Below are 15784 nucleotides of genomic sequence, written 5' to 3' on the forward strand. Positions count from 1 at the left end.
TCGTTACCCGTGTTGTTCCGCACTGGCCAGCGTCCGCTCGGCGGGCTTGTCCCGCCAATAGCCGGCCAGCAGCGAGCCGGAAATATTGTGCCAGACCGAAAACAGCGCCCCCGGCAGAGCCGCCAGCGGGCTGAAGTAGGCCTTGCCCAACTGGGCGGCCAGGCCGGAGTTCTGCATGCCCACCTCAATCGCCAGCGTGCGGCATACCGATTCGTCGAAGCCCAGCAAGCGTCCTCCCCAATACCCGCCCAAGAGCCCGATGGCGTTGTGCAGCATCACCGCCAGAATGGTCAGCCCGCCCACCGCGGCGATGTGGTTCTTGCTGCCGGCGACGATGGCGGCGATCAGCGCGACGATGGCCAGCATCGACAACAGCGGCAGCAGCGGCTCCAACCGGCGGACCTGAGGCGCGAAGAAACGGTGGGCCAGCAGGCCCAGCCCTATCGGCAGGATGACGATTTGGAGAATGCTCAGCAGTATCGCCGCCACTTCCACCTTGATCGCCGCGTCCACGTACAGCCGGGTCAGCAAGGGCGTGGCCACCACGCCCACCAGCGTGGACAGCGAAGAGATGGTGACCGATAGCGCCACATCGCCGCGCGATAGATAGATGATCACATTGGACGCGGTGCCGCTGGCGACGCTGCCCACCAGAATCATGCCGATGGCCAGTTGCGGCGGCATCTGGAACAGCCGCGCCAGCGCCCAGGCCGCCAGCGGCATCACCAGATAGTGCAGACCGAGTCCGGCCAATACCGGCGCCGGCCGGCTCAGCACCCGTTTGAAATCGTCCAGCGTCAGCGTTAGTCCCATGGCGAACATGATCACCGCCAGCAGCAGGCCGGTATGTGGCAGCAAGGGGGTGAACGTCGCCGGCCGCTGGTAAGCGATGGCGGATAGCAGCAAGGCCCATAGCGGAAACAGGCGGGTGATCTTGGCGAGCACGGCGACTCCTGACGGCGGATAATCCGCACATCATAGGCGATGGACCCCGGCGCGTGGCAAGTCCCCGAGTCCGCATGGCTGATCCAGCGTCAGCCGTCGCTTGCGCAATCGTCTTTTGCCAGCGGCGGCGCGGCGCGGTTTAATCGGGTCTTCGATTCCATGGAGCGCGCGATGCAAGCGACGATTGCCGGCAAGACCGTGGCCGACTGGCAGGCCAGCCATCCCTTATTGACGCCCTTGATGGCCTTGCAGCCTTTGAGCTGGTTCAATCCCGCACGGGCGCCGGCGGCGGAAGCATTGGCCGACGTGGGCTTGAGCCGGGCCGACGTCGAGGACGCCGACGCGCGGCTGCGCCGCTTCGCGCCCTATCTGGCGCGGGTGTTCCCGGACGCTGCCGCCAGCGGCGGCATCATAGAGTCGCCGCTGTTGCCGATTCCGGCGATGCGCGCGGCGCTATGGGCCGAGGCCGGCTTGGAGGCGGGCGGCAGCCTGTGGCTGAAGGCGGACAATTTGCTGCCGATTTCCGGCTCCATCAAGGCGCGCGGCGGCATCTACGAGGTGCTGAAACACGCGGAAGCCTTGGCGCTCAGCCACGGCCTGCTGCGGGAGGGCGACGACTATGCCGGATTGGACAGCGATGAGGCGCGAGCCTTCTTCAGCGGCTATCGGGTGGCGGTGGGCTCCACTGGCAATTTGGGCTTGTCCATCGGCATCATCAGCGCCAAGCTGGGTTTCCAGGCCAGCGTGCATATGTCGGCGGACGCGCGGCAGTGGAAGAAGGACTTGCTGCGCAGCCACGGCGTCAATGTGGTTGAGTATCCGTCCGATTACAGCGTGGCGGTGGCCGAAGGCCGCAAGCAGGCGGCGTCCGATCCGCGCTGCCATTTTGTCGACGACGAGAATTCGAAGAATCTGTTTCTAGGCTACGCGGTGGCGGCTGAGCGCCTGCGCGGCCAATTGGCGGAGCAGGGCGTCCGGGTGGACGCGGAACACCCGCTGCTGGTGTATCTGCCTTGCGGCGTGGGCGGCGGGCCGGGCGGGGTGGCCTTCGGCCTCAAACTGGCTTTCGGCGACGCCGTGCATTGCCTGTTCGCCGAACCCACTCACGCGCCCTGCATGCTGTTGGGCGTCTACACCGGGCTGCATGAGGCGGTGGCGGTGCAGGATTTCGGCATCGACAATCTGACCGCAGCCGATGGCTTGGCCGTGGGGCGTCCATCCGGTTTTGTCGGCCGGGCGATGCAACGCTTGATAGACGGCTATTACACGGTGGACGATGGCGAGCTGTACCGTTTACTGGCCTTATTGGAGCGGGAGCAGGGGTTGAAGCTGGAGCCGTCGGCGCTGGCCGGCATGCCGGGCCCGCTGAGGGTGCTAGGCGAGTCCCAGGGCTACCGCCAGCGGATGGGCTTGAACGCGGAGAAGCTGGCGCGCGCGGCGCATCTGGTATGGGGCACCGGCGGCGGCATGGTGCCGCCGGCGGAAATGGACGCCTATCTGGCGGAAGGCCGGCGGCGGCTGCCTGCGTGAACGATAATGGCGGCATGCTGAACCTTCCCCCACGCGCCGGCGTTCGGCTGGACGGCGCACAATGGTCCAATCTGCACACCTTCGCGGCGGCGGCGAGGCATTTGAGCTTCGCCCGCGCCGCCGATGAGTTGTGCCTGAGCGCCAGCGCGGTCAGTCATCGCATCGCCAGGCTGGAGCGGGCGCTCGGCACCCGCTTGTTCCTGCGGCTGACCCGTAGTCTGCGCTTGAGCGAGGACGGCGAACGCATCTACCAGGCTTGGCTGGGCGGCCAGGCGCAACTGGAGGCGGCTTTGAACCCGCGGGACGAGACCGAACCGGCTGGCGCGGTGGCCTTGTACGCACGGCCCTCGCTGGCGCAATGCTGGCTGGCTCCGAGGCTGGCGGATTTCGCCGAGCGCCACCCGCGCATCGCGCTGGATATCCGCAGCGGCAACGAGATGGTGGATTTTCGCACCTGGAACATCGACCTGGCGCTGTATTACTCCGCCGGCGAGTTTCCCAGCCTGGATGCGCAGCGCCTGATGGACGAGCAAGTGGCGCCGGTGTGCAGCCCGGAGTACGCGGACCGGCATGGCCTGCGCGGCAATCCGGCGGCCCTGGCCGATTGTTTGCTGCTGCACGACGCCCAGGCTTGGGAGCGGGCGGCTCACGATGCTGAATGGCGCGAGTGGGCGCGCCGCCGCGGCGTGGCGCTGCCGTCGCGCGGCATGAGTTTTGACCGTTCCGATTTGTGCGCGCAGGCGGCCGCGCATCACGCTGGAGTGGCGCTGGGCCGGCGGCGTCTGGTTCAAGAACGGGTGGAGCGCGGCGAACTGATGCTGCCGCTAGGGCCGTTCGAGCCGCTGGGACCACAGGCGTATTATCTGGTGCGCGCGCCGCAAGCGCCGTCCCCTCGGGTGCGGGCGGTCATGGACTGGCTGCGTCGTTGCGCGGCGGATTAACTCCCTTCTTTCCCCCTTTTCACGCAGCCCTCTCGCGCGGGCTCCCGACGGCGTGCTAGTCTGCCTCAGTTCAATGTCATGTTGGCCGCGGGAGGCGCTTGATGATCACCCTGTACCAGTTTGGCCCGGCCATGGGCCTGATGGATCCCAGCCCCTTTGTGGTGAAGGCGGATCTGCTGCTTAAGCTGTCCGGCCTCCCGTACCGTCGCGTGCGCGGCGATATGCGCAAGGCCCCCAAGGGCAAACTGCCCTGCATCGACGACGACGGCCAGATGGTGCCGGACTCCACGCTGATCCGCCTGCACTTGGCGGACAAGCATGGCATCACGCTGGACGCCGGCCTGAGCGCCGAGCAGAAAGCGCTGGCCTGGAGCGTGGACTGTATGCTGGGAGAGCATTTCTACTGGGGCATCGTGCATGAGCGTTGGATGGTGGACGCGCATTTCGAGCGCGGCCCCGGCGTATTCTTCAAGGGCGTGCCGTCGTTGCTGCGCGGATTGGTGGTGGCGCTGGTGCGGCGTAAAGTGCGCGCCAATCTGTGGGGGCAGGGCATGGGACGTTTCAGCGAGGCGGAGCGCTTGCGGCTGCTGGAAGCGGATGTGGAGGCGCTGTCAGCCTTGTTGGGCGAGCGGCGTTATTTCATGGGCGACGCCGCCACATGGATTGACGCCAGCGTCTACGCCTTCGTCAGCGGCGCGCTGACCGACGCCATGGGAGAAACGCCGTCGCGGGCGCTGGTGTCGGCGCGCCCCAATCTGGTGGCGTATGCGGAGAGGCTGCGGGCCGAGTTTTACCCTTGATAAGTTAGAGGGTCCGCCGCGAGGCAACACGATAAAAGCAAAGGGGAAAACATGAAGATGAACAGACTGCTGCCTTTGGCGGCCTGGTTGTGCGCGGCCGGCGCATGGGCGGATAGCGGATTGGACTACGGCCGCTACGGCATCGATTTGAACGGCATCGATCCGGCGGTGCGGGTGCAGGATAATCTGTCGCTGCATGCTAACGGGGGCTGGCTCAAGCACGCGGAGATTCCGGCCGAGCGTTCCTCTATCGGCGTGGCGGAAGTGTTGGCGGAGCGTAATCTGGAACGGCTGCGACAGTTGATAGAGCAGGCCGGTCAGGGCGCGGACGTCGGCAAGGAGGCGAGTCAGATAGCCGCCTTGTACCGCAGCTTTATGGACGAGGACACCATTGTCCGTCGCGGGCTGGAGCCGCTGCGCGAATCGCTGCGGGCGGTGGCCGGCCTGAATTCGACGGAGGAGGCGGTGCGTTATATGGGCCGGTTGCAGGATCAGCCGGTGGATACGCCGTTTCGCTTCTATGTCAGCCAGGACCCCAAGGACTCCGCCGTCTATCTGGCCGGAGTTGGCCAGTCAGGCCTGGCGATGGACCAGGATTACTACCTGGGCAAATCCGCGGATTTCGCCGCCGCGCGTCAGGCTTACTTGAAGTATCTGGAGCGTTTGTTCGCGCTGGCGGAACTGGACCCGCCGCAAAGCCGCGCTCGCGATGTGCTGGCTTTCGAAACGCGCTTGGCGAAAATCCAATGGACCAATGTCGAGAACCGCGACATCCAGAAAACCTACAACAAGCTGAGCCTGGCCGAGCTGGCTCGCCGGCAGCCGGGCTATGATTGGTCGGCTTTGTTGAGCGACGCCGGCCTGGGCGCGGCCAAGCAATTGAACTTGGATCAGCCCGGCTATCTGAGCAAGCTGGCGCCGCTGCTGCGGACCACATCGGCGGCCACATTGCGCAATTATCTGCTGGCGCGCACGCTGGACGCCTACGCGCCCAGCCTGACGCCGGCCTTCGTCGATGCCCACTTCGATTTCTACGGCAAGACGCTGGAAGGCCGCAAGCAAAACCGGCCGCGCTGGAAACGCGGTGTGAGCGTGGTGGAAAGCGGGCTGGGAGAGGCGCTGGGCAAACTTTACGTGGCGCGCTATTTCACGCCGGAAGCCAAGCGCCAGGCCGACGAACTGGTGCGCAATCTGCTGAAAGCCTATGACCAGTCCATCGACACTCTGGACTGGATGAGCGAGGCCACCAAGCGGCAGGCTCATGTCAAGTTGTCCAAATACGCCTTGAAGATAGGCTATCCGGACAAGTGGAGGAGTTACGAGGGCCTGGAACTGTCCCCGGACGATTTGGCCGGCAATGCGCGGCGCATCGCAAGCTTCAACTACCGGTATATGATCGGCAAGCTAGGCCAGCCGGTGGACCGCAAGGAATGGAGCATGACGCCGCAGACGGTCAACGCCTATTACAACCCGGCCAATAACGAGATTGTGTTTCCAGCCGCCATCCTGCAAGCGCCGTATTTCGATCCCGGCTTCGACCCGGCGGTCAACTACGGCAGCATTGGGGCCACCATCGGCCACGAAATCAGCCACGGTTTCGACGACCAAGGCAGCCAATTCGACGGCGACGGCAATATGCGCAACTGGTGGACCGCCACGGACAATGCGCGCTTCAAGGCCGCCACGCGCAAGCTGGTCAAGCAATACGGCCGTTACCAGCCGGTGCCCGGCCATTACGTCAACGGCGAGCTGACGCTGGGCGAGAACATCGCCGACAACGCCGGCCTGGAAGTGGCGTACAAAGCCTACCATTTGGCGTTGGGCGGCAAGGAGGCTCCAGTGCAGGACGGCATGAGCGGCGACCAGCGCTTCTTTATCGCCTTCGCCCAATCCTGGCGGAGCAAAACCCGCGACGAGGCCACGCTCAAGCAACTAGTGTCGGACCCGCACACGCCGGACTTGTGGCGCCCCATCGGCACCGCCAGCAATATGGAGCCGTTTTACCAGGCTTTCGACGTCAAGCCGGGCGACAAGATGTATTTGCCGCCTAAGCAACGTTTCCATTTGTGGTGGTAAGAACCTGTTCATAATCTGCTGCGCTGCGGCGATACTGCGTTAAAAACCGCTTCGAAATGCTCATGTACCACTTGTACATTCCGCTTTCTCAGCCGTTTTCGCCTTGTCTCGCTCTTGCTCGCTAGATTTTGAACAGGCTCTAAGACATTCTCAGAGTAAACGTTTGAGTTGGCCGGGCGTGAGCCCGGCATGGCGGCGGAACATGGCGATGAAGGCGCTGTCCTGCGCATAGCCCAGTTCCGTCGCCACCCTGCTTACGCTTTCCCCCTCGGCCAGCAGTCGGCTGGCTTCCATTATTTTCAGTTGCCGCCTCCAGGCGCTGAAGCCAAGACCGGTCTGTTGCTGGAACAACCTGTTGACGGTGCGGCTGCTGGCGCCGGCCTGAGCCGCCAGTTGTTCCAAAGTGGCTTCGCCGCCGGGCTGCTGCAAGAGCTGCTCGGCAATGCGCAGCAGCCGTCGGTCCTGCGGCAGCGGCAAACTCAGCGCCTGCTCCGGCGCGCGGCCGGCTTCGTCCAGCAATACCGCCACCAGCCGTTCTTGCTCAGGCTCCAACGGCGACAACGGCCACTCCGCCACCCGCACGATCAGCTCCCGCAGCAATGGACTGACGGCGATGATCTGCGGCCGACGCGGCAGAGAGGGATAGACCGCAGGGTCGAAATACAGGCTGCGGTAGGCGAAGGGCTTGCCGGTTTCGGCCTGGTGCCATAGTCCCGAGGGAATCCAGGCGGCCATTGTGGGGGGCAGCACGCAGCGGGTATGGCCGATGCGGATTTGCAGCACGCCGCTGACCGCGTACATCAGTTGCGCGCGGCAATGGCGATGCAGGCCGGAATCGTGCGGCGCCGGCGCGTCTATGGCCATGCCCACGATGGGGTCGGCCAGCTGGTCCGGGTCCGGGGCCGTGGCGGGCTGGTAGCGCGGCATATTGTCCGATTTTCAATGTTTCATGGCTATCCATCGATAATAGTCAGGTCTTCATCCTCCTACAATCCGTGCTCAATGTTTGAAGGAGGACAAAATGAGATCCGCGATCCGGGCGGCGCCGCTAGCGCTGCTGATTGTATTGCTGGGTTTTCCGCAATTGAGCGAAACCATTTACGCGCCGGCCTTGACCGAGATCGCCCAGGCTTACCGCGTCAGCCCAGGCCAGGCGCAACTGACGATGAGCGTCTACTTCCTGGCTTTCGCCTTCGGCGTGGTGTGCTGGGGACGCTGCGCCGACGTGTACGGCAGACGGCCGGCTTTGCTGTCCGCTCTGGGGTGCTACGGCGCGGGCGCGGTCCTGGCCGTATTGAGCCGCGATTTCGCCGTGCTGTTGCTGGCGCGACTATTGCTGGCTTTCGGCGCCAGCGCTGGTTCGGTGGTGGTGCAGACCATGTTGCGAGATCGCTATCAGGGCCCGGCCTTGCTGGCGGTGTTCGCCACCGTCAGCGCCGCCTTGTCGCTGTCCCCGGCCTTGGGCCCGCCGCTGGGGACGCTGTTGGTGGCCGGTTTCGGTCATCTTGGCGTGTTCGCGGCCTTGTGCGGCTTGGCGGCATGGTTGCTGCTGCTGTCCTGGAGGCTGGCCGGCGAGACCCGGCCGGCGGATTTGCCGCCTCCGGCGGCGCTATGCGCGGTGGCGGTCAGAATGGCGCGCGATCCGCGGGTATTGGCCACAGTGTGGCTGGTGGCGGGTTTCAATCTGTTGTTGTTCGGCTTTTACACCCTGGCGCCGTTCACGCTGCGGTTGCTGGGCATGCCGGCCTGGCTGTTCGGCCTCAGCGGTTTGCTGGTGGCCGCCGGCGGCTTGTTCGGAGCCTTCGTCAACCGCCGCTTGGCGGCCCGCGGCGGCGGCGCACGCTTGCCTCGCGCGGCGCTGGCTGCGGCCGGGGCGGCTGCGCTGGTTCAACTGTCCAGCGCTTGGCCGGGATGGTCTCCGCCTGTGGCCGTCGGCGTATTGCTGGCCAGTCAACTGGTGATCGCAGCGGCCTTCGGCTGCGCGATTCCGCCTTTGCTGGCTGAAGCGTTGAGGGACTACCGCCCGGTGCAAGGCACGGCCGGCGCCTTGCTGGGCCTGATGTATTACCTGCTGATCGCCGGCGGGTTAGCCTTGATCAGTGTGGCCTACCAGCCTTATGTTGGTTACCAGCCTTTGGCGATGGTGCTGCTTTGCATGGCGATGTGGCCGGCGACGCGGCGATTGGAGCGCTAGGAGTTGAATATTTCGTGTGATCCATGGCATTGTGTTAAATATTTCAAACACAAATGGAGAGCAGCGCGATGAAGCAGGCCAGCGATATCATTGTGTTCCAGCGCCACGAGGTGTCGCTGGAATCGTTTGTGGCGGCCGAAGATCGCCGCATCGCCGGCGAGTGCCGGCAAAGCGTGGCCAACCATTATTCCGATCCCAGCGGCCAGTTTCACGCCGGCATTTGGAGCGGTGGTCTGGGCTGCTGGAAAGTGCGCTACAGCGAACATGAGTTCTGCACCTTGCTGCAAGGCCGGGTGCGGGTCAGCGACGAGGCCGGGCACAGTGTGGAGCTGGCGCAGGGCGACCACTTCGTGATCCCCGCCGGCTTTGTAGGCACCTGGCAAGTGCTCGAGCCGGCTTGCAAGACGTATGCGGTGTTCGAGCCGCGGCAGCCGCGGGACCGGGAATAGGGCGGTTGCCCGGAAAGGCGAAACAGCCCCGCGTTGCGGGGCTGTTTTTCGTGGGGGAAACGCTGAGTTTAAAAAGTGAAGCCGGCGCCGATGTACATGCCGTCGGCCAGCCGGCGGTTGCGGTTGTTGTCTTTGCGTTCAATATCGAAGTATCGGTAGCCGGCTTCGACGGTGAACGGGCCGATCGGATTCCAGCGCACGCCGGCGGCGAGATCGCTCACGTTCTTGACGCTGCCGCTGGCCATGCTGTCGCCAGCGTAATAGGCCTGGCCGTAGAGGCTGACCTTGGGCGCCAGCTGGATGTTGGCGCGGCCGCCCAGCAAGGCGGCGGTGCCGGAACCGCTATCCGGGTTCAGGCCCATCAGCTTGCCGCCGCCGGCCAGAGTGACGGGGCCTAGCGGAATGGCGAACTCCAAGCCGGCGCCGCCGGCGTTACCTTTGTGGTCGCTGTTCAGGTAGTCGATGGAAAGGCCCAGGCCCAGGCCTTGCGGGGTGCGGCTGAATTGCTGGAAATCCTTGCCGGCGATGAAGCTGTAGTCGGCGGCGTGGGCGGCGGCGGCCAGGGAGAGCAGAGCGGCGGCGGCGCCCAGTTGCAGAGTTTTCATGGGGTCACTTCTCTTGGGTGAGTTAGACAACAAGGGAAGTGACCGCTTTTTAAGTAACAAGTTCGACGCGCCGCCAAATATTCACGCGCGAATCATTCGCTGGCGAGCAGGTTTTCCAGCTCCAGCAGTCGGGTCTTGAGGGCGGCCACTTCCGCTTCCAGCGCGGCGACGCGGCCGGCCATGCCCACTTCGATCACGCCGCAGCCGTTGTCGCCGGCGGCCGGCAAAGACGGCGGTTCGCCGCTGAGCAAGTGGGCCCAACGCGCTTCGCGCTCGCCGGGTTGACGTTCAAGCTTCAGCACCAGCGGCGGGTATTTGTCGGCCAGCGCGTTGAGCGCGGTTTCCACTTCCTCCACGCCGCTGAAGCCGTAGATGCGGCCTGAGCGGGTGCGGATCTCCGCCGCTGTCTGCGGCCCGCGCAACATCAGTAGCGCCAGCGCGGCCAGCCGCGCGCCTTCGATATTCCATTCGTAATTGAGCCTGTGTTCGTACTTGGCCACCCGGCTGCCGGCGGGCAGCCGCTCGTTCACCAGTTTCTTGGCGATCAGGCTGTCCAGCGCCGCGCTGATGTCGGCCTCGGACAGTTGCATCACCGGCTCGCGGCTGGTGAGCTGATTACAGGCCGACGCCAGGCCGTTCAAGGTCATAGGGTAGGCGTCCGGGGTCAGCGCCTGCTTTTCCACCAGGGCGCCCAGCACGCGCACTTCACGCGCTTCCAGTTGATGTGTATCCATCCATGTCTCCGCTTGAGGCTGCCGACGCCGGGGGCGGCGGCGGGCCGGATTGGCATGTAGCGATTCTAGCGCGGTTGGAGGGGCCTCCGCACGGTGAGATCGTGACCTTGGCTTGACAGCGGCCGGCGCGCTTGCCACGCTGTGCGGTTTTGTCGATGGTTGGGAGAGCGCGATGACGCGAGTGGACGTGTTGCTGGTGGAACTTGGCTTGGCGGCTTCGCGCACGGCGGCGCAAAACTTGATCGCCGCCGGGCGGGTCAGTTGCGATGGCGCGCTGGTGAGCAAGCCCAGCCAGAAATGCGCGCCGGGCAGCCGTTTCGATATCGCCGCCGATCCGTCCGATCGTTTCGTCTCGCGCGGCGGGCTGAAAATGCTGGGCGCTTTGGAGTCGTCCGGCCTGGACCCGCGCGACGCGCTGGCTTTGGATGTGGGCCAGTCCACTGGCGGTTTTAGCGATTGCCTGCTGCAACAAGGCGCGCGGAGGGTGGTGGGGGTGGACGTGGGCCACGATCAATTGCATCCGCGGCTGCGAACGGACGCGCGCGTTCGTTATTTCGAAGGCGTAAACGCCAGGGCGTTGGACCACGCCGCCTTGTTGGCGGCCAATGACGGGCTGCCCTTCGACCTGATGGTATGCGATGTGTCCTTTATTTCCCTGACCCTGGTGTTGCCGTCGGCGCTGCCCTTGATCCGTCCCGGCGGGCATCTGCTCAGCCTGGTGAAGCCGCAGTTCGAGGTGGGACGCGAAGGTTTGGCCAGAGGGGGCATCGTACGCGACGAGAGTCTGTATCCGCGAGTGAGGGAAAAAATCAGCGAAGCCGTGCGGGAGCAGGGGTTCGAGCTGTTGAAGTGGTTCGACAGCCCGATCACAGGCGGCGACGGTAACCGCGAGTTTTTCATCTACGCGCGCAAACGCTGAGCGGCGCGAGGCGAAGCTTTTTATGATGAAGGCATCGCCACGGCCGCGCGTCGCGGTTATTATTCCGCTTGGCCGAATTCGCTTTGTTCGCTGCGCAACACCATGACCGGACAGTTGGCCCGACGCAGCAGGTTTTGGGCGAAGCTGCCCAATAGCAGGTGGGCGATGCCGCTGCGGCCATGCGTGCCCAGCACGACCAGGTTGGCGTTGTGGCTGTCCGCATAGCGCACCAGCAGCTCCGCCATGTCGGCGCCGCCGTCCCAGCTTTCCGCCATGTGGATCTGCACTTGTTCCACGCCGGCTTCCACTGCCTGTTTGCGCGCCTGTTCCAGCACGCGGTTGCCGTCGCGGAAAGCTTGATCGTGCAGTTCGTGGGTGCCGAGCAGGCCGACGCCTTCCACCGCCAGGTCGCGCAGGCTGGCGATGTGGAACAGCGTCAGGCTGGCTTTGCAGAACTTGGCGATGCGAATGGCCTCCAGCAGCGCCTTGTCCGAATTACTGCTGCCGTCCAGCGCGGCGATGATGTGTTGGTACATGTTCGATGTCCTTTATGGCTGGTGAGACGGAGGGCTATCGTGACAGCATATCGCGGAGGGCTGCACAGGCCAAGTCGGCATAGGCCGGGCTTGACCTAGCGCAAAGCATTGGCGAAGGGGCTGGGCGGTGTTTTACAATTCAATCTTCAGTTAAAGGTTTGATTTGAAATGCTTGTTTTTCTATTGATCATCGGCGCGTGCTTGCTGGCTTTGCTGGGGTGGATTTTGTACTCGCGCCGCGCGCCGCACCAGGTCAAAAGGACGCGGGCCGAGGACAAGGTGTACGCTTTGAATACTCAGATCCGCGCGGTGGAGCCGCCGGAGCATTCCACGGGGATGGCTTTTGGCGTGCTGCTCAAGGCTGCGCGCGGGGATCGAGCCGCGGTGGAAAAGTGGATTGTGGCCGAGCAATATCGCGGCAACGTGCCGGTCAGCCGCGATGAGGCGATCGAGCTGCTGGCGAGACGGCTGTTATTGAGCCGCAACTGAGGTTTTCAGCGCGAGAGAATAAAAACAGGCCCGCATAAACGGGCCTGTTTTCATTGACCAACGGGTTCTCAGGCCAGCAGGCCCAGGTATTGACGCTCCCACGGCGTAATCTGGCTATGGTAGTGGCTCAGTTCCACCTCCTTCACCGCCAGGTAGGCGGCGCTGAACTCCGCGCCGAACAGCCGCTTGGCGGCGTCGCCGCCGGCCATGGCCTCGCAGGCTGCGTCCAGGGTGTTGGGCAGGCTGGCGCGTTCGCTCTTGAATACATTGCCGGTGGCGGGCTCGCTGGGCCGCAAGTGTTCTTCAATGCCCAGCAGGCCGGCGCCCAGGCTGGCGGCCAGCGACAAATAGGGGTTGGCGTCGCAGCCGGGCAGCCGGTTTTCCACGCGGCGGCCTTCGGGGCCGGACACCGGCACCCGCAGTCCCACCGAGCGATTGTCCAGGCCCCAGCTCAAATTGACTGGCGCGGCCATGCCCTTGACGAAGCGGCGATAGGAGTTGGGACTGGGGCAGAACAAGGGCATCAGTTCCGGCAGATAGCGCTGCAGCCCGGCGATGAAGCCGTGGAAAGTGTCCGAGGCTTCGCCGTCGGCGCGGCTGAACACATTGTCGCCGCGCTGGTCCACCACGCTTTGGTGCAGGTGCATCGAACTGCCCGGCTGGCCCGGCAGCGGCTTGGCCATGCACACCACGCTGAGGCCATGGAGGTTGCCTATCTCCTTAAGCGCGGTCTTGAACAGGAAGGTTTGGTCGGCCAGCGCCAACGCGTCGCCGTGTTTGAGATTGATTTCAAACTGGCTGGGGCCCATCTCGTGGACGAAGGTGTCGGTGGCGATGCCCAGCATCTCGCAGGCGCGGTACAGATCGTCGAAATAAGCTTCCAGATCGTTGAGCGAGGAGAAGCTGAAGGAGTCGAAGCCGGCTTCGCGGCGGCCGCTGCGCAGCGTTGGAGGTTGAAACGGCTGTTGCGGGTCGCCGTGGGCGGCGAAGATGTAGAACTCCAGCTCCGGCGCCACCACCGGCGTCCAGCCTAGCGCCGCGTAGCGCGCCAGCACCGCTTTCAGCGCCGAGCGCGGCGCCAGCGGCGCGAGGCTGCCGTCGTGATCGACGCAGTCGCAGATCACGCTGGCGCGCGGGGTCTTGGCCCATGGCACCTGGCGTAGAGTGGCGAAGTCCGGCGCCAGCGTGACGTCGGGATCGTGCTCGCCGTAGAAGCGGTAGTCCGGAAACTCTCCTATGCAGCTTTGAATGGGCACCGCTCGCGCAATGCGCAGCGGTTGCCCCTTGATGAAGGCTTTGGCCGGCAGGGTTTTGCCGCGGGCAAAACCGTGCACGTCGGCGAAAGCCAGTTCTACGTCACGAACATTCTGTTGAATCAGCCATTCGGCCAAGTCCGCCGGGATGGTGGCCTGGGACATGAGTCTCTCCCGATGCGCTTGCGCGTTATTGTTTGCATGTTTGGGTCTGTCTGTCCGTGGCGTGGTTTTATTTTTGGAGCGTTTGCTCTGCGGCCATTATGCCATCAGGCAGGGGCGGGAGGGCAAGCTCGGAATGAAGGCGGCAAAAAGCCCCGGCGGACCGGGGCTTGGGGGAGGGGAAGGCTTGGAACGTGTTTTCAACGCCCTTTTCTATCGATCTCGCTGACGCGCAGCAGACCGCAAACAGGCTTTTAGAGCCTGTTCACGACTTCGCGAGCAAGAGCGAGACAAGGCGAAAACGAGCGAAAAAGCGGAATGTACAAGGGGTACATGAGCATTTTGAGCTTGTTTTTAACGCCGTATCGCCGCAGCGCAGCAGATCGTGAACAGGTTCTTAGAGGCGGAAGCGGCCCACGGTCTGCTGCAGGGTATCCGCCTGCTGATCGATGGCGCGCACCGCTTGCACTGCGTTGCTGACCGAGTTCTGAGTTTCCTCCACCACGCCGGCCACCTGTTCGACATTGCCGGCGATATTGGTGCCGGCCTGGCTTTGTTCGCCCATCGCCACGACGACATTGTGCACGTTCTCCAGCGCCTGGCTGGCTTGCTTGCTGATGGCGTCCAGGGTCTGGGCCGCCTGTTGCACCTGTTCCACGCCGCCCTCCACCGCCGGACGGATGTCGTCCATCTGGTTGGACACGCTGCCGGTTTCGCTCACCACCGCTTGCACGATGGTGGAGATTTCATCGGTGGCGGTGGCGGTGCGTTCGGCCAGCTTGCGCACTTCGTCGGCCACCACCGCGAAGCCTCGGCCGGTTTCGCCTGCGCGGGCGGCTTCGATCGCGGCGTTCAGCGCCAGCAGATTAGTCTGGTTGGCGATATCGCGTATGGTCTCGGCGATGCCGCTGATGTTGCGGGTGCGCTCTGCCAGTTTGCCCACCATATCGCTGGCCGCATGCACTTGGCCGGCGATATTGCGGATGCCGTCGGCGGCTTGGGCGGCCAGCGCTTCGCCTTGGCGCGCCAGTTCCACGGTGCCGCGCGAGCCGGACTCGGTATCGCGAGCGCTGGCGGTGACGTGGTCGATGCTGACCGACAGCTGCTCAATGGCGGCGGCGGCGGAACTGGTGGAGGAGCTGGCCACGCCGGACACTTCGTGCACCTTGTCCATGTCGCTGGACAGCTGGCGGCTGGCCTGGTTGATATGGGTGGCCGCCAGGCGGATCTCTTCTATCATCTGGCGCAGTTTCAGCTGCATTTCGCGCATCGCCGCCAGAAGGCTGTGCGGCGGGCCCTGTACCGCGATGTCGGTGCCCAGGTCGCCGTCGGCGATGGCCTTGACCACCTGCGCGGCATAGTTGGGATCTCCGCCCAGAGATTGCATGATGCTGCGCGATACCAGCAGGATCAGCCCGGCAAGCGTGATCATGCCGATGGCGGCGATGATCAGCAGCGTGCGCGCCTGACTCCAGAACAGTTGGTCGATGTCGTCGATGAAAATGCCGGTGCCCACCATCCAGCCCCAAGGCTCGAAGCGCACCACGCCGTTGAGTTTGGGAAATTCTTCCTTGCTGCCCTTGCGCGAGGTCTGGATGGTCACCAGGCCGTAGTGGTCCTTCTGCAGCGCCTCTTCATAGACCGCCACCGTGGTGCGGCCGTCCGGCAGGGTGCTGCCCATGTCCACTTTGCCCACCCGGTCCTTGTTGGGGTGAAACATCACTACGTTTTGCGGGTTGCGGCCGAAGAAGTAGATATCATCCACCTTGAGCGCGTTGAGCGCGGCGATGGCTTGTTTTTGGGCGTCGGCGCGCGGCAGGCCTTTTTCTTCCAGCTTCTGGAAGTGGCTCATCGTGCCTTCGGCCATGCGCAGCAGGTGGGTGATTTGCTCGCGCTTTTCCTGGACCAGCGTGGCGCGGGTGGAGAGCAGCGCCACGGCCGCGATGCTTAGCAGAGCCAGCAGGCTGGCCGCCATGATGATGAACAGTCTGGTATTGACCCGCATGATGTTCGCTTTTCGAAGGTGGATGTCTGATTTTGGGCGGTAGGTCCTGTCTTTGCCGGCGGCAAGAGCAGGACCGGGATTATCGCCTGTTGTAGTATGGTTTTATGACATTACAAGCAGCAAGATCAAGGGTTTGGTATTAATAC

General features: G+C 64.1%; 15 protein-coding genes. 8 read left to right on the top strand and 7 right to left on the bottom strand.

Annotation, left to right across the window (positions count from 1 at the left end; translation table 11 throughout):
- Positions 1–3: 3 nt before the first annotated feature.
- Complete coding sequence (gene panS, locus BR71_RS08190; RefSeq protein WP_043635507.1) at positions 4–945, bottom strand: ketopantoate/pantoate/pantothenate transporter PanS; 942 nt, start codon at positions 943–945, stop codon at positions 4–6.
- A gap of 171 nt (positions 946–1116) precedes the next feature.
- Here panS and dsdA point away from each other — a divergent pair, with 171 nt between their 5' ends.
- From dsdA to BR71_RS08210, 4 genes are all read left to right on the top strand, one after another.
- The gene (gene dsdA, locus BR71_RS08195; protein WP_043635704.1) at positions 1117–2475 is read left to right on the top strand and encodes a D-serine ammonia-lyase; all 1359 of its coding nucleotides are present in this window, start codon (positions 1117–1119) and stop codon (positions 2473–2475) included.
- 14 nt (positions 2476–2489) lie between these two features.
- On the top strand, positions 2490–3416 hold the full coding sequence (gene dsdC / locus BR71_RS08200) for a DNA-binding transcriptional regulator DsdC (protein ID WP_043635707.1): 927 nt from the start codon (positions 2490–2492) through the stop codon (positions 3414–3416).
- A 101-nt stretch (positions 3417–3517) separates the two neighbouring features.
- Positions 3518–4216, top strand: a complete 699-nt coding sequence (locus BR71_RS08205; RefSeq protein ID WP_043635511.1) for a glutathione S-transferase family protein — start codon at positions 3518–3520, stop codon at positions 4214–4216.
- Positions 4217–4267: 51 nt separating this feature from the next.
- Complete coding sequence (locus BR71_RS08210) at positions 4268–6292, top strand: M13 family metallopeptidase (protein ID WP_043635514.1); 2025 nt, start codon at positions 4268–4270, stop codon at positions 6290–6292.
- Between the two features lie 150 nt (positions 6293–6442).
- Here BR71_RS08210 and BR71_RS08215 read toward each other — a convergent pair whose 3' ends face one another.
- On the bottom strand, positions 6443–7219 hold the full coding sequence (locus BR71_RS08215) for an AraC family transcriptional regulator (RefSeq protein ID WP_043635517.1): 777 nt from the start codon (positions 7217–7219) through the stop codon (positions 6443–6445).
- Positions 7220–7313: 94 nt separating this feature from the next.
- Between BR71_RS08215 and BR71_RS08220 the strand changes: the two genes are divergently transcribed.
- Both BR71_RS08220 and BR71_RS08225 read left to right on the top strand, forming a co-directional pair.
- Positions 7314–8486, top strand: coding sequence for an MFS transporter (locus BR71_RS08220; RefSeq protein ID WP_043635520.1), 1173 nt, complete (start codon positions 7314–7316; stop codon positions 8484–8486).
- A 68-nt stretch (positions 8487–8554) separates the two neighbouring features.
- Entirely contained in the window at positions 8555–8935 is a 381-nt protein-coding gene (locus BR71_RS08225; protein WP_043635710.1) for a cupin domain-containing protein, read from the top strand.
- A 68-nt stretch (positions 8936–9003) separates the two neighbouring features.
- On the opposite strand, the gene BR71_RS08230 is transcribed toward BR71_RS08225, so the two are convergent.
- Together BR71_RS08230 and BR71_RS08235 are read right to left on the bottom strand one after the other, a co-directional pair.
- A complete protein-coding gene (locus tag BR71_RS08230) occupies positions 9004–9540 on the bottom strand; it encodes a YfaZ family outer membrane protein (protein WP_043635523.1) in 537 nt (178 codons plus the stop codon).
- 92 nt (positions 9541–9632) lie between these two features.
- Positions 9633–10274, bottom strand: a complete 642-nt coding sequence (locus BR71_RS08235) for a YceH family protein (RefSeq protein ID WP_043635526.1) — start codon at positions 10272–10274, stop codon at positions 9633–9635.
- A 172-nt stretch (positions 10275–10446) separates the two neighbouring features.
- On the opposite strand from BR71_RS08235, the gene BR71_RS08240 reads away from it, so the two are divergent.
- Positions 10447–11193 (top strand): TlyA family RNA methyltransferase, encoded by a 747-nt coding sequence (locus tag BR71_RS08240; protein WP_043635529.1) that lies wholly within the window; start codon positions 10447–10449, stop codon positions 11191–11193.
- 59 nt (positions 11194–11252) lie between these two features.
- On the opposite strand, the gene BR71_RS08245 is transcribed toward BR71_RS08240, so the two are convergent.
- Positions 11253–11729 carry a universal stress protein gene (locus BR71_RS08245; RefSeq protein WP_043635530.1) on the bottom strand — a complete coding sequence of 159 codons (477 nt, stop codon included), beginning with the start codon at positions 11727–11729 and terminating at the stop codon, positions 11253–11255.
- 168 nt (positions 11730–11897) lie between these two features.
- Between BR71_RS08245 and BR71_RS08250 the strand changes: the two genes are divergently transcribed.
- On the top strand, positions 11898–12218 hold the full coding sequence (locus BR71_RS08250) for a hypothetical protein (RefSeq protein ID WP_043635531.1): 321 nt from the start codon (positions 11898–11900) through the stop codon (positions 12216–12218).
- A gap of 68 nt (positions 12219–12286) precedes the next feature.
- On the opposite strand, the gene BR71_RS08255 is transcribed toward BR71_RS08250, so the two are convergent.
- Both BR71_RS08255 and BR71_RS08260 read right to left on the bottom strand, forming a co-directional pair.
- The gene (locus tag BR71_RS08255; protein ID WP_043635533.1) at positions 12287–13636 is read right to left on the bottom strand and encodes a glutamine synthetase family protein; all 1350 of its coding nucleotides are present in this window, start codon (positions 13634–13636) and stop codon (positions 12287–12289) included.
- 394 nt (positions 13637–14030) lie between these two features.
- On the bottom strand, positions 14031–15638 hold the full coding sequence (locus BR71_RS08260) for a methyl-accepting chemotaxis protein (protein WP_043635538.1): 1608 nt from the start codon (positions 15636–15638) through the stop codon (positions 14031–14033).
- Positions 15639–15784 lie beyond the last annotated feature (146 nt).

This window comes from Chromobacterium haemolyticum DSM 19808, from assembly GCF_000711885.1.
Classification (GTDB): Bacteria; Pseudomonadota; Gammaproteobacteria; order Burkholderiales; family Chromobacteriaceae; genus Chromobacterium; species Chromobacterium haemolyticum.